Source organism: Fischerella sp. (assembly GCF_013388695.1).
In the GTDB taxonomy this organism is placed as follows: Bacteria; Cyanobacteriota; Cyanobacteriia; order Cyanobacteriales; family Nostocaceae; genus PCC9605.
Window position 1 is genome coordinate 1 of the sequence record NZ_JACAEU010000051.1, and the last position, 23860, is coordinate 23860.

Below are 23860 nucleotides of genomic sequence, written 5' to 3' on the forward strand. Positions count from 1 at the left end.
ATTAGTTTTTCGACGCTTTTAAGCGATCGCCAACCATCAAAGGGTAATTCTAAAAAGCCTGAAACAACCAAATTTCGTTAATACACATGATGGTCTATTTGTACAGTGCGTAAGTCCTAATGACTATCTTCGTTGCTGAAAATTTTTCTCATTCCCCAGAATGCTAGCCGCAAAAATAAACTTCTGAGATTTGATGAATTGTGTTAGTCAAACAATTAAAGCTGCCAGCATTCCTCTAGCCAATCGATTAACTCTTGGCGAGAAGCCATAAATTGCTTAACGGTACTGCGAACGAGAATTGCAGCAAGACCGCTATTTATTTGTACCCGCAATGAACCATCAGGAAGACACGAACAAGGAATCATTAATTCTTGCAAGCGATGATAGACTTGCCAGCGATCGCTCAAAGGAATCTGGACAATATAGCGATCGCCTAAAGTGTTAGAACTGTGCATTTGTTGGTTGTTGGTTGTTGGTTGTTGGTTGTTTTATTAACCACCAACTATTGACTGTTGACTATTTAGTTTTTGTTCGAGTTGCTCGATGCGTTCTAGCAAAGAGCGGATCGCAGTTGCTTCTACATCAGGAAGCTTGCCATGTTCAAGAGGAGAGAGACACTCATCCCGTTTGCGAGAAATATTCCGTCCGGGAATTCCTACCACAGTGCAATCTGAGGGGACATTCCGCAGCACAACCGAACCAGCACCAATGCGGACGCGATCGCCAATGGAAATATTACCCAAGACTTTCGCACCTGCTCCTACAACAACGTTTTTGCCCAAGGTGGGATGGCGTTTACCAGTTTCTTTGCCAGTTCCACCAAGGGTGACACCTTGGTAAATCAAGCTGTAATCCCCGACTATGGCAGTTTCACCAATCACAACTCCCATACCGTGGTCGATAAACACCCCTTTACCAATTTCTGCACCTGGGTGAATTTCAATCCCCGTCAAAAACCGCCCGAAGTGAGAAATTAAGCGGGGGATAAAAAACACCTTGTGATGGTGCAACCAGTGGGCGAGACGATGCAAACAAAGTGCGTGAAACCCAGGATAGCAAAACAGCACCTCTAACCAATTTCTTGCTGCCGGATCGCGCTCAAAAATGATGCGAAAATCACTTAACAGAGGTTCCAAAAAAACTCCAGAAGCCAGAGTTTTATTTTGGTCGGTATTTGCACTAGCCGACGTTTTTGCAGTCTTGGAATTTCGGATCGGGTCTAAGGTTTGTTGCATCGGTTATGCCCTGATTAAAAAAGCGGTTCCCTATTTTTCTGCTTATATCAGGTTGCTTGCAAAGGAACTGTGCATCCGATGCTGATTGGATTTATTGGATTGATTAAGGTTGTACTCAATCCCTTAAACCCTGATTTAATGGAAATTTAAAATTCTTTTGGGGGTAGGGGTGCTAGTATTCTCGGGCTGGGGGTTCTGGTATTTTTGGGTGCAGGGTTAGGTATTTTTGTACTCAATTGCAAGTTCTTTGCCAATAGGACTTTGCAGCGATTTAGGCAAGAAATTTTTGCATAACTTAACGTGTACTCATCCGCACGAAAATATGCGGTTGATAATATGAAAAGTAAAATTTCTGTATATGCAATCACTATTGATATTTTATTATTTTGTTGGGGAAAAAACAAGTCTAGTCAAGGGTTAGTAGTTAGTGGATAGTGGATGGTGGGGAATAGGGAGATGGGGAGATGGGGAGATGAGGAGAATAACTACTAACTACTAACCACTAACCACTAACCAGTAGTAACAGCGATCGCAATTTTGCCTACAGCATGTCCGTCTTCGCTATAGGCATGAGCGGCAGCTAATTCTTGTAAGGGATATGTGCGATCGATAACAGTGCGAATTTTACCTGCTTCAATTAACTCTTTCAGATAAACTAAATCTTGGGCATTAGGCGATTCAAACACGAATTTAGCTTTTTTACCAGGAATGAAAGTAGTCAATACTCGCTGTAGGAGATTTTCTGGAGTAGGCAGTGTAGTAACGTAAACTCCGCTTGGTTTAAGGACTTTTTTGCAATCAGAAAAAGAACGCTTACCAACTGCATCAAAAATAATATCGTACTGCACAGTATCTTGGGTAAAATCTTGTTGCGTGTAATCAATGACGCGTAGACGCGTAGCGGCTTGCCCTTGGGCATCCGCTCCCAGAGATTTTACTAAGTCCAGGTTCTTTGTACTGCAAACTCCTGTTACTTCTGCACCTAACACCTTAGCAATTTGTACTGCAAAAATTCCCACACCACCGGAAGCCCCATTAATTAAAACTGCTTGTCCTGGCTGAATTTTACCTTGGTCTCGCAGTGCTTGCAAAGCAGTCAGCCCTACCATGGGTACAGAGGCAGCTTCTGCATAGCTCATATTTGTTGGTTTGAGAGCAGCAAACCTTTCTGGAACAGCTGCAAATTCTGCGTAAGCACCTCCGCTAAGCGGGCTGAGAGTAGCGTAAATTTGGTCTCCTATCCTGAAGCGTGTAACATTAGAACCAACTTCTACAACCTCACCTGCCAAATCATACCCAAGAATCATTGGGAATTTATTGCCTGTGAGAATTTTCAACATACCCTTGCGGGTTTTCCAATCAACGGGGTTAACGCAAGTAGCATGAACTTTAACAAGTAACTGATCGGGTTTTATTTTCGGTGGTGCTACATCTTCATATTGCAACACATCTGCGGAACCATACTGACGAATGACAACTGCTTTCATAGCCTTCCTCCCGATACCCTAATTGATTGATTGAACTAAGAAAGCATTTTTTGCTAATGAATTTACTTTAGTTAGTTATTTCACAGTAAAACAACCTCCTTTTGGTAGGGAGTTAACGTAGCGCGATCGCGATCTGAACAAACAACATAGTTTTGCATTCGCTGGCTACCGCATGACAGCAGCCAGCGAAGAGAGTGACTTATGCAGTTGCCATTGCCATTCGCTGACAAGATTCAGCACAACGACGGCACATATCAGCACAAGCTTTCATTTGAGCATCATCGCCGAAGCGATGCCTGTCGGCAAGCCGCTGCGCGTCTACGCAATCTTCCGCACAGCGAGAGCAAATTTCCGCTGGAGTGACAAATATTTGTTACTTATGAAATATAAGGATTTCATACTAATTTCATTTTTGTATGCATAACTATTTTTTTGTAGTTGTGATTACAATAATTTCATTTTCTTACAAAAAGCTAAATAACGCTTGATGTGATTTAAGGCTATGACCAGAATTATGTTTTAAAAATCGACCACAGATGGAATACGGCGATCGTTTTTTGAATCTGGACAGATGAGTGCATGTGAATTTGATTGCTTAGCCGATAGTCTTACAGAAAACTCTGCGTACCTCTGCGTTTTTATTTCGCTACAGTTTTGTGCAAAGCTGTACTAAAACAATCAACATTGTTCATGAAAAACCGCCTTTCAAAAACGGAAGGCGGTTTGCATAGCTTATAGTCGTTGAGAACTTTTAGTAGTCAAACTCACCACCCATGCCAGCACCAGCAGCAGCTTTTGCTTTAGGTTCCGGCTTGTCAACCACAATGCACTCGGTTGTCAGCACCATACCTGCGATCGAAGCGGCATTTTGCAGAGCAGAACGGGTAACTTTAGCAGGGTCAACGATACCAGCTTCAAACATATCAACAAACTCATTCTTGACTGCATCGAAGCCGATATCAAATGGTTTTTCCTTGACTCGTTCAGCAACCACAGCGCCATTTTGACCAGCATTATCAGCAATTCGCCGCAGCGGAGCATAAAGCGCACGGGCAACAATCATCGCACCGATTAGCTCATCACCAATTACGTGTTCTGCAGCCCACTCCTCCAATTGCGGAGCTAGGTGTAACAGAGTAGTGCCACCACCAGGAACTATACCTTCTTCCACAGCTGCTTTTGTTGCGTTGATGGCATCTTCCAGGCGCAGCTTCTTGTCTTTCATTTCTGTTTCGGTCGCAGCACCCACCTTGATCACAGCTACACCACCAGCTAGTTTTGCAAGACGCTCTTGCAACTTCTCTTTGTCGTAGGAAGACTCAGTTTCATCAATTTGACGGCGAATTTGCTCAATTCGAGCCTTCACAGCTTTTTCGTTGCCTTCAGCAACAATCGTGGTGTGATCCTTGGTAATGGTGATGCGTCTAGCTCTGCCCAGCATATCTAAGTTGGCGTTTTCCAACTTCAGGCCAGCTTCTTCGGTAATCAGTTGACCGCCAGTGAGGATGGCGATGTCTTCTAGCATCGCTTTGCGGCGATCGCCAAAACCAGGAGCCTTGACAGCAGCAACATTCAGTACGCCCCGCAATCGGTTGACTACTAGAGTTGCTAAAGCTTCTTTCTCGATGTCTTCAGCAACAATCAGCATGGGCTTGCCAGCACGAGCCACTTGCTCAAGTATTGATACCAAGTCTTGTACTAAAGTAATTTTTTTATCAGTCAGCAGTATGTAAGGCTCATCGAAAACTGCTTCCATCCGTTCTGGATCGGTAACAAAGTATGGAGAGATGTAGCCTTTATCAAAGCGCATCCCTTCAGTGATTTCTAGTTCGGTGGTCATAGACTTCCCTTCTTCCAGGGAAATTACGCCTTCCTTGCCCACCTTTTCCATCGCGTTAGCAATCATCTGACCAACTTCTTCGTCATTACCAGCCGAAATGGCAGCAACTTGGGCAATGGCTTTGGAATCTTCCACCGGACGGGCATGTTCGGCAATTTTTTCTACTAGGAAGTGGGTTGCCTTATCAATTCCCCGCCTCAGGGCAATAGCGTTTGCACCTGCGGCTACGTTCCGCATTCCTTCTCGAACCATCGCGCTAGCTAGGACAACCGCCGTTGTTGTTCCATCACCAGCAACATCATTAGTTTTAGCCGCCGCTTGACGAATGAGAGAGACACCAGTGTTTTCTACATGGTCTTCTAACTCAATTTCTTTAGCAATGGTGATGCCATCATTAACAATCTGAGGAGCACCAAACTTCTTCTCTAGTACTACGTTACGACCTTTGGGGCCAAGAGTAATGGCTACTGCTTCAGACAAAATGTCCATACCCTTTTCCAAAGCACGACGAGCCTCTTCGTTGTAAATTATTTGTTTAGCCATAAATATTCCTCCTGCACAAATACGAGTACTAGGTACTGGTGATTGGGTATCGGGCAAAAATAAGTCAAAAGTTAAAAGCTAAAAGTAAAAAGAAAGAATTTTTTCTTTTACCTTTTTACTTTTTTACTTTTTACTTCTCCAGTTCCTTTGCCCTTTGCCCCACAGTCCCTAGTGCCCACTAAGTAAGCGTCGCCAGGACATCTTTTTCCGTCACTAGTACGTAATCTTCAGTACCGATTTTGATGTCCGTCCCAGCATACTTGGAATAGAGAACTTTATCGCCCACCTTCACATCTATTGTCTGACGTGAGCCATCCTCATTCCACTTGCCAGGGCCAACAGCCACAACTTCTCCAACTTGGGGTTTTTCTTTGGCAGTGTCAGGAAGGAGAATTCCACCAGGGGTCTTCTCTTCTGATTCAGCGACTTTAATAAAGACGCGATCGCCAAGTGGTTTAACTGTAGAAACGCTCAGAGATACTTTTGTCATATGCAATCCTCCAGGCGTTTATTGATAATTGATAAAGTAATTTTGAAGAGTTTATTTGTTGTCTGTTGAATTAGAAGTGTTTAACTCTCCTTACCAAAGGTTACAGTCAGAATTTACTATGCTTGGAAGGGAGGGTTAGCACTCTTTTCTTTCGATTGCTAATGTAGTTAAAAAGACAAGCAAACAGCAACTTACTTTAGGTGTGGTTTGCCGAACTATAGGAGTGTTGAAAACAAGAAATATTCTCAAGCGTTATTTCATCAAAGAATTTGCCAGCCGACGAAGTTGACCTCGGAGACTAAGATCAATCACCCGAGAGCCAACTTTAATAATTAAACCGCCAAGCAGATCCGGATCAATACGGGTTTTCAGTTCAACTTGTTTAGCCCCTGTCATCTGTTTGACTTTTTGGACGATCGCTTCTTTTTGTTCTTCTGTAAGTTCAGTGGCTGCGATCGCCTCAGCTAGCACGATCCGATTGAATTCACGCAACAAAGCTTGATACTGCTGACAAATCCCTTGTAACCACGAGATCCGGCGACGGTCTACTAAAAGCATTAAAAAATTGAGAACGTAGGGATGAACCTGGGTTGTTGTAATCTGCTGGAGTACAGTCTTCTTTGCTTCAGCCTTGATGAGCGGATTGGCTAAGAAATCATTTAACTGTTTGGATTCCTCCAGTAAGTCCAGTAAAAAGCTAACATCTTGGTTAATTCGCTCTATCAAACCGTGATTCACAGCTACAGACATCAATGCTTCGGCATAGGGTTTGACAATTTTAGTACTAATAACGCTGTGTCTCATAAATATCATCTCCCAGCGTCACATCTAGATTAAGCCAAAATAGTTAGGAAAAGCGATGATGTTGACTGGAAACATCATTTATGCTATAGCTAGCGGCTATACTACTTCAGATATAACTCTGGAATACTTATCCCCTATCAACTCGCCGCACTATGAACAGGGGTGAGGTTTTGTTATGTTTGACTCTTTATTACGGGCTTACGCTCCTTTATTTATATGGATAAGTTTAGGAATAATATTGTTTCGGTTTATACCAGCAAGTTTCTCTACACGGCTTGGTATTGTACTTTACTGGGTTGGGGTTCCACTACAATCTTTCATGTTCGGGCGTCGAACGGAACTAGGCGGGGAAACACTGCTGATTCCCTTAGTTGTTGTGGAAGCCTCGCTGCTAAGTATGGGTTTGGCACTACTGAGTTGGTGGGGATGGCAAAAGTTTAATTACTACAATGCACAAGAGCTACCCAAGCAGCAAATTTCCCTAGAGCGATCGCTTGATGCCGGAGCAGGTGCTATTTTTCAAACCGCACTCCAAGAGCAACATGTCACGCGATCGCGCTTTGGCAGCTTTATCTTAGCTGCCATGCTTGGTAATACAGGCTTTATCGGGATGACATTAGCAGACGTCCTTATCGATCCCCTTTATTTGGACTGGGCAATTATATACAACGTTTCTGGTATCATCACCTACAGTCTAGCTGTGTTCATCGCTAGCTATTTTGGACAAAGTAAAACACAACATCCTTGGTGGAATTCATTACGAGATGTTCTGACAGTTCCTAGCCAGTGGGCTTTTTTCGTTGGCTTGCTCAGCCAAAATGTGGAATTGCCTGTAATTGTCGAGTCAGGATTACAGGCCATGATTTGGGTCGTCTTTGCTAGTGCTTTGTTGCTGCTTGGCCTTCGTCTTGGCTCCATCAAATGCTGGCCAAGTTTGGAACTCGCCCTAATTCCGGCAATGTTAAAAGTTTTAGTCATCCCCGCAATGGTGGGGTTAACTGCTACCTGTCTGGGATTAACAGGTGAGCCGCGCCTGGTATTAGTAATGATGGCAGGAGTTCCCACAGGACTGGTAACGCTGATCTTAGCCGAGGTGTATGACCTAGACCGAGAGTTGCTGATCGGTAGTATTACTCTGACTTTAGTAGGGGTATTGGTAATTCTGCCTGTGTGGGTGACTTGGTTGAACTAAGTTATTGTTCTTTGTTGGTTGTTGGTTGTTGGTTGTTAACAATTAACCAATGACCAATGACCAATGACCAATGACTAATGACTAAGGAGCAGCATCCTGTAATTCTCCTGGACGCACCGTTAACTGCAATGTTTGTTTGCCCCGCTGCACTTTCAACCGCAATGGTTGACCAATTTGGCTATTTTCCACTGCGTTTTGCAATTGGTCAGCAGAGGCGATCGGATTGCCATCTATTTCTAGGATGACATCGCCTCGGCGCAAACCAGTAGATGCTGCTGGGCTATTGGACATAACTTCTGCAACAAGCACCCCATTAATTTCTGGTACAGTGAATGGTGCGTTTGGGTCACGATTGGATTGTTTCGCTAACTCTGGCGTCAGAGTTAGCATCCGAATACCGATATATGGGTGTGGAATTTTTTCACCACGAGCCAGTCTGTCCTTTATTGCCTTAGCTTTATCAATAGGAATTGCAAACCCGATTCCTTGAGCTTCAGCACGAATCGCGGTATTAATACCGATGACTTCGCCACGAGCGTTTAACAACGGGCCGCCGGAGTTACCAGGATTGATAGCAGCATCAGTTTGAATAAAGTCTAGCCGTTTGTCAGGAATGCCTACTTGAGCACTGGAACGGTTAAGAGTACTGATAATTCCTAAAGTTACAGTGTTATCTAGACCTAATGGATTACCGAGTGCGATCGCCCAGTCTCCTACCTGTACATCGCTAGAGTTTCCCAAGGGAGCTACTGGTAGGTTTTGTCCCTCAATTTTGACCACCGCCAAGTCTGAAGGTTCATCAATTCCCCGCACGTCCCCTCTAAATGTCCGCCCATCCTTAAGGGTGACTTTTACAGTGTCAGCACCACTAACAACATGAGCATTGGTGAGAATTGTGCCATTGCGATCGATAATAAAACCCGAACCCTGCCCCCGCAGGTGATATTCTCGCGGTAATCTAGGAAAAATGTCTTCACCAAAAAATCTGCGAAAGAAGGGGTCATCAAAGAAAGGGTCGGGGAATTCCCTAGCAATGGTACGCTCAGTATCAATCCGTACAACAGTGGCTCCAACTCGATTCACAGCAGCCACAACAAAGCTGTGGTCACTATCGAGTGCTACCGACACATTAGTAGGCGTAACTGACCGAAACTCAGAACTTTGAGGTTGGGAGTTGGGAAGCAATAGAGCCGGAAATGCCCGTAGGGTAGTCAAGGTTAAGGCAATACTCAAGATCACAGCAAGAGCATGGCTGCCAACTTGACGCAGAGGTGAAAAACGTTGATCGGAAGCTGTCATGGAAACGCAACCTCCATTTTTGAATACTAATTAAACTTTGAAAGAAAATTTTCACTTTTTCGTCAAGTGTTTCCAAGCAGAATCAAGGGCGTGTTTGACGCGATCGCCTGCTCGATGTGCTGATTCCTGAAAACTTTCCCACTCCGCAAGCAAAAACTGTGTAGCTTGTTGCAGGATGTTTTTGTCGTGCTTGCCAGAAGCTTCTAGCTCGTCATGCACTTCTTTAATCTTCACTCGCACTACTTCTGGCTTATCCTGGGGTGAAACTATGGATTTGAGGCGATCGCTCATTGTTTTCACCAAGTTTCTCACCTGCTGCGACTTCTCGCTAAGAAAGCCTTTGAGTCCCTCTGATTCACTCTTCAGGCGCTCTTTTGCTCCTTCTCGCACTACTACCGCTTCTGCGTCAATTACTTCCACATCTTCTGGATACAGCACTGCCCGTTCACCAAAGGAAGTGGCAATATCTCCACCCAAGATATAGGCAGCAATGTCACCAGTTTCCCAATCAAAGAGAAAATCTTCTATCCATCCCCAAGAAGCAGACATTGGGGAGCGGACTGGTAATTGGTACAAACGATGGAGATTTGTGGGCTGAGACAGAACAGTAGAACTGTAAGTTAAAACCGCATCAGGGCCAATTACAGACACTTGCTCCAGGGGTGTATATCCTTGGCTTCCGCTTAAGTAAGTTACCCGTCCTCTATCATCTATCCAAACCTCTTCTACAGTGTCAAATCGAGTTGCACTACCACTGTCCATTGTCATTAAACCAAGAATTTGGCTACGACGTACAACATTAATCATGCTTTTATCCTCCTCAAGGTTTTTCCGTGTGCTTGCGATCGCTTGCAGGTAAAAGGGACTGGGGAAAAGGGTATTGGGAGCCGTTTGGCTTTGAGGCGCGGAGCTCGCCTCAAAGCCTTTATGGACAGACAAAACAAGCTCACAAAATTACTTGTTTTCCACAAAATCAGCATCAATCACATCATCACCGCCGCGGCCACTGCTAGAAGCAGTACCAGTTGTGCCTCCCGCTTGGGCGTAGACAGCACTACCCACTTGCATTAAGGCTTGCTGTAACTCTGAAGTGAGAGACTTGATGCGATCGTAGTTCTCCTGGTTAATCGCATCGCGCAAATCTGCAAGCAGTCCTTCAACTCGACTTTTATCAGCAGCACTTACCTTATCACCCAAGTCTTTGAGTTGTTTCTCGGCTTGATAAACCAGTGAATCTGCGTTATTCTTAGTATCGATTTGCTCGCGACGTCTACGGTCTTCCTCAGCGTGAGCTTCAGCATCCCGCACCATACGTTCTACATCCCGCTTGTCGAGGGTGGAAGCACCCGTGATCGAAATTGACTGCTGCTTACCTGTCGCCTTATCTCTCGCAGTCACAGAGAGAATGCCGTTAGCGTCGATATCGAAGGTAACTTCGATTTGCGGTATACCTCGCGGAGCTGGAGGAATTCCATCGAGGCGGAAAGTACCTAAGCTCTTGTTGTCTTTTGCCAATTCTCGCTCACCCTGGAGGACGTGAATTTCCACGTTTGTTTGACCATCCGCCGCTGTGGAGAAAATTTCGGATTTTTTCACGGGGATAGTGGTGTTGCGAGAAATAATCTTGGTCATCACGCCACCAAGGGTTTCCACACCCAAAGACAAGGGCGTCACATCTAGCAGCAAGATATCTTTCACTTCACCTGACAGAACGCCCGCTTGAATAGCAGCACCAACGGCTACGACTTCATCGGGGTTAACGCCTTGGCAAGGTTCTTTACCTGTCATCTGCCGCACTAGTTGTTGCACAGCAGGAATGCGAGTAGAACCACCTACCAGTACTACCTCGTCAATGTCACTGGTGGAGAGTTTAGCGTCATTGAGAGCTTGTTGCACTGGCTTGCGACAGCGGTCTAGGAGATCTGAACACATCTCCTCAAATTTAGCCCGCGTCAAAGTCATATCCAGGTGTTTGGGCCCTTCTTGAGTGGCAGTGATGAAAGGCAGGTTGATATTAGTTTGGGTAGCACTGGAAAGCTCAATTTTAGCTTTCTCAGCTGCTTCGGTTAGACGTTGTAAAGCTTGCCTATCTTTACGCAGGTCAATACCTTCGTTACGCTTAAACTCATCAGCCAGCCAATCAACTATCTTTTTATCAAAATCGTCACCACCTAGGTGGGTGTCGCCGCTAGTAGCTTTGACTTCAAAGACACCATCACCCACTTCCAAAATGGAAACATCGAATGTCCCACCACCAAGGTCAAAGACCAAGATAGTTTCGTTAGTTTTTTTATCTAGACCGTAGGCAAGGGCTGCGGCTGTGGGTTCGTTGATGATGCGAAGGACTTCTAAACCTGCAATTTTTCCAGCGTCTTTGGTGGCTTGTCGCTGGGAGTCATTGAAGTAAGCAGGAACCGTAATTACCGCTTGGGTAACTTTTTCTCCCAAATATTTACTAGCGTCGTCTGCTAGCTTCCGCAGAACTTGAGCAGAAATTTCTTCAGGAGCAAATTGTTGACCTGTACCAGGACAGTTGAGTTTGACATTGCCATTACTGTCACGCAGGATTTTATAGGAAACCTCCGTAGCTTCATGGGTAACTTCGTCATATTTGCGCCCGATGAAGCGTTTGACTGAATAAAAAGTATTTTCTGGGTTCATGACTGCTTGGCGTCTGGCAATTTGACCTACCAAGCGATCCCTCGCTTTAGTATAAGCGACAACGGAGGGAGTAACGCGCTGTCCTTCAGCGTTAGGAATAACAACGGGTTGTCCTCCTTCCATGACAGCAACGCAAGAGTTTGTCGTTCCTAAGTCAATTCCAACTACTTTTGCCATAACACTTTCCTCTTCAATAGGGGTGCAGAGGTATAGGGTAAAGGAAAGGTTAAAGGGTAAAGGGAAAAGGGAAAAGGAATTTTTTACCTTTATTCACATCTTGCACTAATTGTATTTGACGCCAGTTGCTCCAATGAAGCGGAGCCAGATACCTCCAGCTCCGGAGTACTTCCAAGTTAGCACTGGCTTGCCTTTTCCCGACTTCTCAACAAGTCCAATTAACCAACATTAACTTTGACAACTTTATGCTTTTCTTCTTCAGCTTTCGGCAAGGTTAAGCTGAGAATGCCATTTTTGTATTCAGCATGTACTTTATCGTTTTGAATGTGGGAAGGTAAGGGAATCACCCGTTGGAATCTGCCATAGCGGAACTCAGAGCGAGTTACACCATCGTGTTCGGTTGTAGTTTGGGACTTACGCTCACCGCTAATAGAAACAGATTCGGCGGTTACTTCTACATTTATATCTTTTGGTTCTAGACCGGGTACTTCCAGTTTCAAGTGAATCGCGTCATCGGTTTCTTCCATTTCGGCGGCAGGAACAAAGGATAATCCCATGCTTTCACCGCCATCAGTAGTCATCAAACTGTCAAACAGGCGATTCATTTGCCGCTGTAAAGTTTCAACTTCCCGGAAAGGTTCCCAACGAATAATTGCCATAGCTATCACCTCTCATAATCAACCTTTTTTCTTAGGATGCTCAATTAAGCTTCCTGGCTCTTATTAAGATAAGTGTATTTTTTGTAATAGAGTTTTAATTTCAGGAAGCTCAATCTTAAGCTTCCTAGCTAACACATTAGCACTAGGATTAAAGTTAACTAGGTTCGGTTTTATAGCCAAGGGCGATCGCAATCTCCGTACTATCTTCCAAGTTTTACTTTTTGTTACAAATTCAGTGGCTTTTAACAAAAAACAGCCGCTTCGATCAAAAACTCAGCAAAATTTTGTGCGTTACCCATCCTAATGCAACACTAAGCGAAGAAATCATCACTAAAATCCAGAATATTTGCGTTGGAGTGAATCCAACTGAATCCATTACATTCACAGCCCTTACTAAAGCCAAATCCAAAGCAAAACCAAAAGCCCAAACACAAGCTACAGCAAAAGCCCAAGCGTATGCTCCCGAGGAAATCAAAACTCCTACCAGGATAAAAACTGTACCGAATGTCAAAGCCAACACCCCACCCCAAACATCAAATCCAGCCTGGGCAGAAAATCTACTAGTCCCAGCCAAAGCAAAAATTCCAACCGCAGCTACGGCTACAGCCAACCTGGGCAAATCATCTGTAAACAGACTCCAACCAATTACGCCGTAAATGAGTACTATTAGGGTTAGGCAAAACCAAGGAAGCCTATTTACGGTTGATTGCATTGTTACGCTTTGCATCTGATACCCCCTGCGATCGCAGTTCTATTAAGAAATACAATTTGAACAACCTAATCGGCTGTAACATCAAGCCACCACTAGAACTTTTACTAAAGCCGGACTAATTTAGGCTAACAATCCACTGTCAACTTAAACTCTAGAAAACCTATTGCTACCCTGAGCCTATCCTGAGAGTGAATTAACTATTGCGTTCATCTTACTCAAGGCGTAGACATATTAGGTAATACCCCAATTATAGTTGCACATATCATTTTCACTCTTGAGAAAATGGTGTCATCCCTCTTTAAGTAGTTGAAAAATTCTTTCTAAATAAAAATAAAATTTATCTACAAGCCTTATTCAAATTATTGCTAAAAATTAGTACATATTTTCATGAATATGTAACGAATTTAGTAACCTAATAATAGGAATTTAGTTGGTTTGATAACGCTACGACTTGTGAAAATTTGTACTTAACTATCAAGCAATAATACTTACTGAATAACAATTTGTGAACAAAAAGGCTCTTTATTTAAGCCTACTTTTTAGGAGTTAAATTATGCGGATTGCTCAAGTTGCCCCATTATGGGAGAGAGTTCCGCCTCCAGCTTATGGCGGTACTGAATTAGTAGTGGGGCTGCTAACCAATGAACTTGTTCGACGTGGACATTCTGTGACGCTATTTGCATCGGGAGATTCTATCACTCTTGCTAAACTGGAATCCGTTTATCCCCGTGCCATACGACTCGACCCCAATGTCAAGGAGTACAACGTTTATGAGATACTGCAATTAGGTCGGGTGTACGAGCAGGCACACAAGTTTGACATCATTCACTCCCATATGGGCTATGCTGCACTGGCTTACGCTAATTTAGTAAAAACGCCTACAGTACATACATTACACGGTATTTTTACACCTGATAGCGAAAAACTGTTTGCATATGCAAAACATCAACCTTACGTTAGTATTTCCAATGCTCAGCGGGAACCAAGGTTGGGACTAAATTACGTTGCGACGGTTTACAATGCCATTGATGTTAATAGCCATCGATTTTATGCTTTACCAGATAACCCGCCCTACCTGGCGTTTCTGGGCCGAATGTCACCAGAAAAGGGACCGCATTTAGCGATCGCCATTGCTAAGCAAGTGGGTTTACCTTTGAAGATGGCGGGTAAGGTAGATGTGGCTGATATCAACTTTTTTGAACAAAAAATCAAGCCTCAAATTGATGGCAAGCAAGTAGAGTATCTCGGTGAAGCAGACCACAATCAAAAAAATGCCCTGCTAGGTGGTGCGATCGCCACTTTATTTCCCATTATCTGGCGCGAACCGTTTGGCTTGGTGATGATTGAATCAATGGCTGCGGGTACGCCAGTTATTGCCACAAAATTTGGATCTGCACCAGAAGTGATTGCCCACGGCAAGACAGGCTTTTTGTGCAACAGTGTCCAAGAGTGTGTCAGTGCTGTCAGTCAGGTTGGTGAGTTAGATCGTTACACCTGTCGTGCATATGTGACGGAACGTTTCAACGTTAAGCAGATGACTGATGGCTATGAGGCAGTTTATCACAAAGTTCTAGCGACGCGGTTTGCTCGCAATGAGCAATTGCGTAGTTCGATTGATGTTGCTAGCAAACGGGTTGCTAATTAGCATGAGCAAGTATTTAGCTGACTTAGACTAGCTTAATGGAGAAAGGCGATTAAACATTGCGATCGCTTTTCTCCAATTTTTATTTAATCTTGACATATGCTGCTTTTTCTAATCTAAGTACAGGTTGCGTAATTTTTTAAACGCAGAGGCTCGCAAAGGTAAACGCAGAGGGGCGCAGAGTCTTTGTGCAAAAATTTCGCCATGAACTTACGAAATATTTTACTAAGTATTATCATGCATGATGTCAGTTTTATGTAGCATTTATTAATGAACGTATATCAATTTCCAAAGGATTTTTGCTGGGGCGTTGCTACCGCTGCTTATCAAATAGAAGGAGCAGTAAATGAGGGAGGGCGTAAACCCAGCGTCTGGGATACCTTTAGCGCTACACCCGAACGGGTTGTAGGTGGCGATACTGGTGCTATTGCTTGCGATCACTACCACCGTTATGAAACGGATGTGCGACTGATGACAGAATTGGGTGTCAAGCACTATCGTTTTAGCATTGCATGGCCCCGGATCATTCCCGATGGTCGCGGCACTGTGAATGAAGAGGGTGTTGATTTTTACAAGCGTTTGGTGGATTGCTTGCACGACCACAATATTACTCCCCACGCAACCTTGTTTCATTGGGACAGCCCCCAAGCGTTGGAAGATTTATATGGCTCCTGGCAAAGTCGGCAAATGGCTTTTGATTTTGCTGATTATGTTACTGCTGTTGTGAGTCGATTGGGCGATCGCATTACCCACTGGATGACCATTAACGAAATTTCCTGCTTTACCCATATGGGTTATGACGTAGAAGCTGACTCTCCCCATGCCCCAAGCAAACGTGTCAATAGTAAAAAGCAAGTGTGGCAAACTTCTCACCACGCCTTACTTGCTCACGGGTTAGGATGCCAAGCCATTCGCGCTGCTTCACCCGTTCCTTGCCAAGTGGCTTTGGTAGATAACTTCGGCGTTACAGTTCCAATTAACGAGTCCCCCGCCCATATCGCCGCGGCAAAGAAAGCTTTTCATACTTGTACACAAAATGGAGGTATTATTTTCCCCGCCCTTACAGGTAACTATAGTCCGGTGATGCTTGAGGAATTAGGAGAAAATGCTCCTGATATCCAATCTGGCGACTTAGAAATAATTCATCAGCCCTTAGATGCTATTGGTCTTAATATTTACACTGGCACTTATGTTCGTGCTGTTGATAACGAAAAGGGATATGAGTTTCTCAACCTTCCCAAAGGTTATCCGCGAATGCATATGCCTTGGCTAAATATTGTCCCTGAGAGCATTTACTGGGGCATTCGTCATGTCAGTGAGACGTTGGGACGTAACGATCTACCAGTATTTATCACCGAAAATGGTTGTGCGGCAGAAGATGAAGTCACTGCTAATGGTGAAGTAATTGATACTGACCGCATTATGTACCTACGCCAGTATCTGAAATCGGCTCATCGGGCTATTAGTGAAGGCTACCTTTTGAAAGGGTATTTTCTTTGGAGTTTCATGGATAACTTTGAGTGGGCTTGGGGATATTCCCGGCGTTTTGGAATTATCTATGTAGATTACAGTACTCAACAACGCATTCCCAAAGCTAGCTTTGAATGGTATGCAGAGTCTATCCGTCAAAACAGTGTCGTTTGAGCTTGGTGTCTTTGTGGTGAAAAAGAAAATTTTTGAACCACTAAGACACAAAGACACCAAGAGGTTCTACTCGCTTTTACAAAGGTGGTTTAGGTCGATTTGGAGATGATTCTGCTGGAAGTGTGCGAATTTGCTGAGCTGTAGCTGCTAACCTCTGATTTTTTCTTGTTTAATTAAGGGTACGCTATGTTGCCTAATGATTACAATAAGTAACTATTTGTGTCAATTTATATTAGTTATAATTAATAAAGTTTCTGAATTTACAAATATCGGTAACAAATTATCGCTGAAACCAAATCCCGTAATGTTTTAGATTACAATTTAGTCAGAGATAATATTGTTTTCCCTACTCTCTTGTTTAAGAGTGTTATCACTATTATTAAGTGAGTTAACCAGGTACTGGCTGGAAGTGCGATCGCTGCTTGTCTGAAGTTATCAAACATTATGTTTAAACAAGATTTTTGTTAATTTTGGGTTGAACCAGTTTGCAAGTCAAGTGCTTGTTTATGAAGCCAAATCTGATGAAATAAAGTAGGTTTGGGCGTAATTTTAGATTTGCTAAATCTTAAAAACAAACGGTTTATTGTCCTCACTCTTTCTACCATATTTAATATCATCCAATTGGCGTAAATTTGGATAGAAAACAGGTAGAAAGTTCATTTGTTTATGCTATAAATCCGCACAATTATTGTGAAGAATTAAGACAGTAACAGATATAAAACATTACCATTGATAGTATGTTTAAAGTGAAAGTTTAGACGGGTTATTGTCTCTCTTTGCTTGGGGAACTCAGCTTATGAAAAGGAGACATAGATGAAGGTTGGTATCCCAAAGGAAATCTACCCTGGCGAATGTCGCGTGGCAGCTACGCCAGATACAGCGAAGCATTTGCTGAAGCTTGGTTTCGATGTGCTGATTGAGTCTGGTGCGGGCGAAAGCGCAAACTTTGCAAATGATGGTTACACAGAAGTTGGATGCAAAATTGTTCCGGATGCCCCAACTCTATGGGCAGAGGCGGATATTGTACTCAAGGTTCGTCCACCGCAGATGCACCCAGAACTCGGCAAGCATGAAGCCGAATTGCTTGATGAGGGGAATACGCTGATTGGCTTTATCTGGCCAGCCCAAAATCCGGATTTGCTTGATAAACTGGCTGCACGTAAGGCTACGGTGCTGGCAATGGATGCAGTACCGCGCATTACCAGGGCACAAAAGCTGGATGCCTTGAGTTCAATGGCAAATCTCGCTGGCTACCGGGCTGTGATTGAGGCTGCTAACCATTTTGGACGCTTCTTTGGTGGACAGATTACAGCAGCTGGAAAAGTGCCGCCCGCAAAGATAATGGTAATTGGTGCAGGTGTAGCTGGACTGGCAGCGATCGGTACTGCTAAAAGCTTGGGTGCAATTGTCCGCGCTTTTGATACGCGTCTTGTGGTGAAAGAACAGGTGCAGAGTCTGGGCGCAGAGTTTCTTGAACTCGATTTCCCAGAGGAAGGCACGGGTGAAGGCGGCTACGCCAAGGTGATGAGTGACGAATTTATTAAGGCTGAGATGGAACTGTTCGCCGCTCAGGCTAAAGAGGTTGATATCATTATTACAACGGCGCTCATCCCTGGTAAAAAAGCACCTGTGCTGATTACTCAGGAAATGGTTGAGAGTATGAAGGAGGGATCGGTAATTGTCGATCTGGCTGCCGAACAAGGTGGTAATTGTGCGTGTACTCATCCTGATGAAGTTTACCGTTACAAGGGCGTGACAATCATCGGTCTGACTGACTTTCCCAGCCGCATGGCTCAGCAGGCAAGCCAGCTTTATGGCACCAATCTTTACCATCTCCTTGAAGAAATGGGTGGAGGTAATAATTTTAAGGTCGATCTACAAGATGAAGTTGTCCGGGGTGCCTTGGTAGTTCATGCTGGAGAAATTACATGGCCTCCACCAAAGCCCGAGAAGAAAGCAGAGGAGCAACAGAAACAGCCATCCTCTACTCCCCCAATCTCCCCAACTCCCCAAATCCCTATTGCCCCATCTCCAGTTCCCAGTGCTTCAGAATCGAAAAGTAGGGCTGACCTATGGCTGCTCCTTATTGGTTTAGCCTTATTTGGTATTGGTATAACTGCACCTCCTTCGTTTCTGTCTCACTTGATTGTGTTTGTCCTAGCTTGTTTCGTTGGCTGGCAAGTGATTTGGAACGTGAAACCTGCTTTGCATACACCGCTGATGAGTGTCACCAATGCGATTAGCGGCATCATTATTATTGGCGGTATGCTGCAAATCTCTGGGGGAATGAGTTCATCTACTACTATCCTTGGTGCGATCGCCATCTTGGTCGGAACCATTAACATTTCTGGTGGCTTCCTAGTCACCCAACGCATGCTTAGAATGTTCCAAAAGTGAAGGAAACTATGTCTAATAACCTACTGACTGTGGCGTATATTGTGGCTAGTGCCTTATTCATTCTCAGCCTTGGGGGACTATCCGATCAGGAGACTGCTCGCAAAGGCAATATTTACGGCATCATTGGCATGGTTATCGCCTTTGTTGCTACTGCGCTTTCGCTAGATTTGACAGCATACGGCACTTTGGCATCAGTTGTCATTCCAGGAGCGATTATCGGTGCAATCGTCGCCTCTCGCGTGGCGATGACTTCAATGCCGGAAATGGTGGCTATGCTGCATAGTTTTGTTGGTGTTGCAGCAGTTTTGGTGGGCATTGCCAATTATCTCCAACAGTCGCGATCGCTCACCGGCATTGAGTCCACAATTCACCAAATTGAAATTTTTGTGGGTGTGTTCATCGGTGCTGTTACTTTCACAGGTTCGATAATTGCCTTTGGTAAACTGCGGGGCATTATCAGCAGCAAACCTCTACTTCTGCCAGCGCGTCACTTCCTTAACTTGAGCATGATAGCAGCTTCACTATGGCTGGGTTCTCAGTTCTTAGCAGCAGAAAACCTCAGTGGACTGCAACCGCTATTAATTATGTCTGCGATCGCCTCAGTTTTAGGTATTCATCTCGTGATGGCGATCGGCGGTGCTGATATGCCGGTGGTAATTTCAATGCTCAACAGTTACTCTGGTTGGGCTGCTGCTGCTGCTGGCTTTATGCTCTCAAACGATTTGCTGATCATTACCGGGGCGTTGGTGGGTAGTAGCGGTGCCATCCTCAGCTATATTATGTGCAAGGCGATGAATCGTTCCTTCATCAGCGTGATTCTAGGTGGCTTTGGTGCAGAGACAAATGGCACAACAGCAGCGCAAAGCGCCGAACAACCTGGAGGTGAAGTCACCGCCACGACAATCGAGGATACCGTCGAACTTCTCCAACGTGCTAAGAGTGTTGTCATCGTTCCTGGTTACGGCATGGCAGTAGCTAGGGCGCAGCACGCTGTATCGGAACTTGCGAAATTACTGCGCGATCGCGGCGTCCAAGTTCGCTTTGGCATTCATCCGGTAGCTGGTAGAATGCCCGGACACATGAACGTCCTTTTAGCTGAGGCGAATGTGCCCTACGACATTGTACTAGAAATGGATGAGATTAATGAGGATTTCTCAAAAACTGATGTAGTGCTGGTGATTGGTGCTAACGACACAGTTAACCCCAGTGCGTTAGAAAATCCCAATAGCCCCATTGCTGGGATGCCTGTAATGGAGGTTTGGAAAGCTGGTACTGTGGTGGTGATGAAGCGCAGTATGGCTAGTGGCTACGCTGGTGTTGAGAATCCCCTGTTTTATAAGAGCAACACCCACATGCTATTTGGCGATGCTAAGAAAAATCTTGATGCGATCGTCGGAAAAGTTGCCCTGCTGAGTGAGGAAAGTGTTGACTTGCGCCAACCAACAAAAGTCGCATTTTCAACTTAATCAAGTTTTCTTTGTGTCTTTGTGTCTTTGTGGTTCATTATTAACCACCAAGACACAAAGACACCAAGTCAAATCATAACCCACCTTAACCAATACCCTAGCCGAGTTAAACTTCTATATTTGTTCAGTAACTTTAACTGGTTCGTGACCAAACTTCATCAATTCGTAAAGATCCGAGGCATATAAATCTTCATGACTTGGCTCATCAGTTTGGCTTGTTGCCACAATTGGATCGCCGTAAGCTTTAGTTTTACCTATTAGCAAAAGTTTTTTGCCTGCACACTCTCCAATTTGTTTAAATTGGTGATCGGGTAAAAAATCTACATCACTAAAGAAAGCACGATTTGTTATGGGCATTTTCCCTCCTAAGTTCTTACACAATATCCTGCCTCAACGAAAGGATTAATAAGTGTGACGCCTGTAGATGCAACTGATACTTTCCTGACGGGAAGTCTTCCACGCAAGCGTCTTTTTCTAAGGGGACTTAATGCTGATAGTTTTACAGCTGGTTTTTGTACCCCTTTGATAATCAGTTATAAAAACGCTTTGTGGGAGGATTGAGACTTTAATTTGATTAATCTGTCTATGCAAATTTGACCGTAGCTTAGTGCTTTAGTCTCCGTTAGAAAACAGAAAGGTTCGCTATCCTGATTTCCTTGTGAGTCTATGTAGTCAACGGCAATGCCGTTCGATTCTTTGGTGGTTATGAGAATCCACTGTTTGTAATTAATCATCCTAGCTTCCGTGTACTTGTAGCGGTTGGCAATGTGGGTCAATAAACATCTGCTAATGTTGACAGCAATGCCAGCTAGGAGACCATGAAGACACCGGCTGAAAGTAAGCTGATGTCAAAGGTACTCCTTCCAATGCCGACGGAGTTAGCTGACGGGCTAAGACTGGAAGGTGTCTCTCTCAGTTTCAGATTCGCCCCAATGATTGGTTCCTCCGCTTCTAATCCAGGTCTGATGTTTACCAACAATGAGCCTGGATTGAATTAGGCTGTTTTACCCACTTAATTAATAAACATATACTGGGATGACTCAACAGTCAATAAGCAAAACTTTGTGCATTTTGCTGAAAATTTATCCTGCTTTGTATTATTTTCATCAAATCGGATAGGCGACTACCTGATTATAAAGCTGGTATTAAATTCTGGGCGTTGCTGAATTTGGTCATGAATTATGTTTGCATACATTTTTGTAGCTCGATGCCAAATCATTGTAGAGACGTAGCAATGCTACGTCTCTACTTTATTTTTTAACAGATTCCAGTTTATTGACTCGCTGTTCTAATTTTTGGACTTGTTGCTTCAATTCTACAAACAAAGTTGCTAGTCTATCAAACATCTTGTCTCGTTCTTGTTGAGAGAGGTTTCGTCTAGAAGGCTGTGGCGGAGTTAATGTTGTTCTTGGCGATGGAGAACGATTTTGACCTAGCTGAGATTCTATCTGATTTACCTGTGACTCCAAACGATTTAAATCCGCTTCTAAGTTGCTGAGACGAGATTCAACTTGCTGTGATGCGGCGGGGTGCGAAAATAAACCGCTCCAGATAGTAATAAATACTAACACTCCAACTAACACTAGCACCCCAATTTTTTTCACTGCTTTGCTCCCGTGATGAGTTATGAGTTTCAAGTTTTAACTCTTAACTCTTAAGCCTGTTGCTACCGATCAACTTCGAGGCTCAAAAAAAGTCTCTGCTAAAAACCTGGGGTGCGCTACTTAAGATTTACGCGATTCACACAACGTTCATAACGCACCCTAAATTTAATTGTCAGATATCAGTTGCGAAAACAACCTCTGCCAGTCGATAGAATTAGCGTGATTTTCTCCTTCTTTGACTTCAAAAGTAACGTTACATGCCTGTGGTTGTTGTAGCACTTGCACGCAAATTTCTGCCACATCCTCACGGCTAATTTTGCCCCTAATGTTATCGCCTTGCTCGAATATTAATGATTTACCTCCAGGTTCTTCTGTCAACGCACAAGGTCTAATAATTGTGTAAGGAATTCCGCTTTCTCTCAAACTATCCTCGCCCCTTAGTTTCCAAGTCAAAATTCCGCCCAATTGGTCATTTAATCTTACTGCTGGTGGTTCTTCCTCTAAATTAATTCCGGGACGACCAGGACGAGTGACACCAGCAGAACTAACAAGAATAAATTGTGGTAAAGTTTCCCCGCCATAGGCTTTTATTGATTCGACTTGCAAGGTAAAACCACCAGTTGAAAAGTGCGGATTTAATTCGCCATCGTATTCAAATTTGCTCAACATGAGTTGAAACGAAGAGATTTTACTGGCGTCTATGGGTGGGGAATCTTGCAAAGTTTTAGCCCGAAATACAGGAATCAAATCTGCAAAAGGAATGCGAACATCTATCCAGGTATTTGCTACTGTGTCGAAAGAATAGCTATAACCAACGCCATCCCATCTTGTATCTGTACGCAAAAAGAACTTATAACGTTTGCCATCTCCTCTGACGCGCAATTCTATGCCTTCATAGCCAGTTAAATTGAAGGCTGGAGAGAAATTTTTAGTTCTAACAGATGCAAATCCTCCAGAATTGGCGGTGGAAACATTACCAGCAAATAAAGCTGTACCTTCTACTAATTGAATAGTACTTTCGCTGACGCCACCCATGACGACATCATCCACTGCACCCCAAATATTTTTCACTTCTGTTGAGGGATTGGTGAAATCAAATAAAAGTTTTTCTCCTGCTTTTGGCAAAGACTTGGCAGCAGCTTCTACCAAGTTTTTTACACCTCGATATTCCACATTGTCTGGGGTGTCGCCAACGATTTCTGGTTGATAAAATTTGACACCTTGATAGTATTTTTCTCGTTCGGGAGTATCTCCTTCTACTGGTTGCACTCGTACTGCTGTACAACAAATCACGGCTTGGATGTTAGCCATGACTAGGGGCGTCAAAGTTTCTGGCTTAGTGATATCTGCAACTACTAAGTCAGTACTATCACCAAGAATAGTCCGGGCTTTGTCAATATCGCGTACGAGCGATCGCACTTTATAACCCTGTGCTACGAGTCGCCTTACCACTCGCTTACCAACTCCACCCGTTGCACCTGCCACTAATATTACACCCACTTGTTTCGCTCCATCAGGTTTGTCTTGACGATCCTTGCTACGACCTTGAAATAAATCCTGTATCCAGTTGACTAAAGGTATTACTTCAAAGTATGTAAGGGTTTGGACAAATCTACCTAAGTCCCATTGAGAGCGATTTTTATCACTCACGATCGCATCCTCATTGTATATTTCTACTTCGCAGCCGGATACTTTCCACAGTGTAGAAGAGAGCAGTTACTGTCAAGAGAATTAAATTAAATTGTGTCAATTCTTTGCTATACCATCTGTCTTGAAATAACAAAATTAAACCACAGGCAAAAAATACTATTATTAATACTATATCTTGCCGTCGGAAGAGTTGAGGGCGCGTCAAAGGTAATGCGCCCAGAGAAATTGCTGCAATTATCAAAATCACACCGATGAGATTTAGGGGGTTGTTAAACATCTATCTAATAGTTAGTGGTTAGTGGTTGGTGGTTGGTGGTTGGTGGTTGGTGGTTGGTGGTTGGTGGTTGGTGGTTGGTGG

The 23860-nt window shown here is 43.9% G+C and carries 20 protein-coding genes, 1 pseudogene and 1 riboswitch; of the genes and pseudogenes, 5 read left to right on the forward strand and 16 right to left on the reverse strand.

The features are described from left to right. Nucleotides 1-215: 215 nt before the first annotated feature. From HXY43_RS07570 to atpH, 7 genes and pseudogenes are all read right to left on the reverse strand, one after another. Nucleotides 216-455 (reverse strand): Asr1405/Asl0597 family protein, encoded by a 240-nt coding sequence (locus HXY43_RS07570; protein ID WP_026735554.1) that lies wholly within the window; start codon nt 453-455, stop codon nt 216-218. A gap of 36 nt (nt 456-491) precedes the next feature. Then, the gene (gene cysE, locus HXY43_RS07575) at nt 492-1235 is read right to left on the reverse strand and encodes a serine O-acetyltransferase (protein WP_290881809.1); all 744 of its coding nucleotides are present in this window, start codon (nt 1233-1235) and stop codon (nt 492-494) included. A 509-nt stretch (nt 1236-1744) separates the two neighbouring features. Next, nucleotides 1745-2722 (reverse strand): NAD(P)-dependent alcohol dehydrogenase, encoded by a 978-nt coding sequence (locus HXY43_RS07580; RefSeq protein ID WP_290881812.1) that lies wholly within the window; start codon nt 2720-2722, stop codon nt 1745-1747. Nucleotides 2723-2921: 199 nt separating this feature from the next. Continuing rightward, nucleotides 2922-3005, reverse strand: a pseudogene (locus tag HXY43_RS26935) (four-helix bundle copper-binding protein); the annotation flags it as partial. A 468-nt stretch (nt 3006-3473) separates the two neighbouring features. Continuing rightward, the gene (groL, locus tag HXY43_RS07590; RefSeq protein WP_290881817.1) at nt 3474-5105 is read right to left on the reverse strand and encodes a chaperonin GroEL; all 1632 of its coding nucleotides are present in this window, start codon (nt 5103-5105) and stop codon (nt 3474-3476) included. 178 nt (nt 5106-5283) lie between these two features. After that, entirely contained in the window at nt 5284-5595 is a 312-nt protein-coding gene (gene groES, locus HXY43_RS07595) for a co-chaperone GroES (protein ID WP_290881820.1), read from the reverse strand. Nucleotides 5596-5847: 252 nt separating this feature from the next. Then, nucleotides 5848-6399, reverse strand: a complete 552-nt coding sequence (atpH, locus tag HXY43_RS07600) for an ATP synthase F1 subunit delta (RefSeq protein WP_290881822.1) — start codon at nt 6397-6399, stop codon at nt 5848-5850. A 175-nt stretch (nt 6400-6574) separates the two neighbouring features. Between atpH and HXY43_RS07605 the strand changes: the two genes are divergently transcribed. After that, the gene (locus HXY43_RS07605) at nt 6575-7591 is read left to right on the forward strand and encodes an AEC family transporter (protein WP_290881825.1); all 1017 of its coding nucleotides are present in this window, start codon (nt 6575-6577) and stop codon (nt 7589-7591) included. An 81-nt stretch (nt 7592-7672) separates the two neighbouring features. Here HXY43_RS07605 and HXY43_RS07610 read toward each other — a convergent pair whose 3' ends face one another. From HXY43_RS07610 to HXY43_RS07630, 5 genes are all read right to left on the reverse strand, one after another. Continuing rightward, complete coding sequence (locus HXY43_RS07610) at nt 7673-8890, reverse strand: HhoA/HhoB/HtrA family serine endopeptidase (protein ID WP_290881828.1); 1218 nt, start codon at nt 8888-8890, stop codon at nt 7673-7675. 51 nt (nt 8891-8941) lie between these two features. Continuing rightward, entirely contained in the window at nt 8942-9697 is a 756-nt protein-coding gene (locus tag HXY43_RS07615) for a PRC-barrel domain-containing protein (RefSeq protein ID WP_290881830.1), read from the reverse strand. Between the two features lie 147 nt (nt 9698-9844). Further along, the gene (gene dnaK / locus HXY43_RS07620; RefSeq protein ID WP_290881833.1) at nt 9845-11728 is read right to left on the reverse strand and encodes a molecular chaperone DnaK; all 1884 of its coding nucleotides are present in this window, start codon (nt 11726-11728) and stop codon (nt 9845-9847) included. Nucleotides 11729-11946: 218 nt separating this feature from the next. Further along, nucleotides 11947-12387 carry an Hsp20/alpha crystallin family protein gene (locus HXY43_RS07625; protein ID WP_290881835.1) on the reverse strand — a complete coding sequence of 147 codons (441 nt, stop codon included), beginning with the start codon at nt 12385-12387 and terminating at the stop codon, nt 11947-11949. Nucleotides 12388-12652: 265 nt separating this feature from the next. Next, nucleotides 12653-13114, reverse strand: a complete 462-nt coding sequence (locus tag HXY43_RS07630; RefSeq protein WP_155960553.1) for a hypothetical protein — start codon at nt 13112-13114, stop codon at nt 12653-12655. Between the two features lie 538 nt (nt 13115-13652). Here HXY43_RS07630 and HXY43_RS07635 point away from each other — a divergent pair. From HXY43_RS07635 to pntB, 4 genes are all read left to right on the forward strand, one after another. Beyond that, entirely contained in the window at nt 13653-14744 is a 1092-nt protein-coding gene (locus tag HXY43_RS07635) for a glycosyltransferase family 4 protein (RefSeq protein WP_290881838.1), read from the forward strand. Nucleotides 14745-15011: 267 nt separating this feature from the next. After that, on the forward strand, nt 15012-16385 hold the full coding sequence (locus HXY43_RS07640; protein WP_290881841.1) for a GH1 family beta-glucosidase: 1374 nt from the start codon (nt 15012-15014) through the stop codon (nt 16383-16385). A gap of 813 nt (nt 16386-17198) precedes the next feature. Then, a complete protein-coding gene (pntA, locus tag HXY43_RS07645; protein WP_290881843.1) occupies nt 17199-18782 on the forward strand; it encodes a Re/Si-specific NAD(P)(+) transhydrogenase subunit alpha in 1584 nt (527 codons plus the stop codon). 8 nt (nt 18783-18790) lie between these two features. Then, nucleotides 18791-20248: a Re/Si-specific NAD(P)(+) transhydrogenase subunit beta gene (gene pntB, locus HXY43_RS07650; protein WP_290881845.1), complete on the forward strand. Its 1458-nt coding sequence runs from the start codon at nt 18791-18793 to the stop codon at nt 20246-20248. 114 nt (nt 20249-20362) lie between these two features. Here the strand turns inward: pntB and HXY43_RS07655 are convergent, their stop codons facing one another. The 4 genes from HXY43_RS07655 to HXY43_RS07670 form a co-directional block, all read right to left on the reverse strand. Further along, nucleotides 20363-20605, reverse strand: coding sequence for a hypothetical protein (locus tag HXY43_RS07655; protein WP_290881847.1), 243 nt, complete (start codon nt 20603-20605; stop codon nt 20363-20365). A gap of 495 nt (nt 20606-21100) precedes the next feature. Continuing rightward, a riboswitch (cyclic di-AMP (ydaO/yuaA leader) is annotated at nt 21101-21243 on the reverse strand. Between the two features lie 255 nt (nt 21244-21498). After that, nucleotides 21499-21852: a hypothetical protein gene (locus tag HXY43_RS07660; protein ID WP_290881851.1), complete on the reverse strand. Its 354-nt coding sequence runs from the start codon at nt 21850-21852 to the stop codon at nt 21499-21501. Between the two features lie 165 nt (nt 21853-22017). After that, the gene (locus HXY43_RS07665) at nt 22018-23502 is read right to left on the reverse strand and encodes a CIA30 family protein (protein WP_290881854.1); all 1485 of its coding nucleotides are present in this window, start codon (nt 23500-23502) and stop codon (nt 22018-22020) included. A 10-nt stretch (nt 23503-23512) separates the two neighbouring features. Then, on the reverse strand, nt 23513-23779 hold the full coding sequence (locus tag HXY43_RS07670) for a Ycf66 family protein (protein WP_026735575.1): 267 nt from the start codon (nt 23777-23779) through the stop codon (nt 23513-23515). Nucleotides 23780-23860 lie beyond the last annotated feature (81 nt).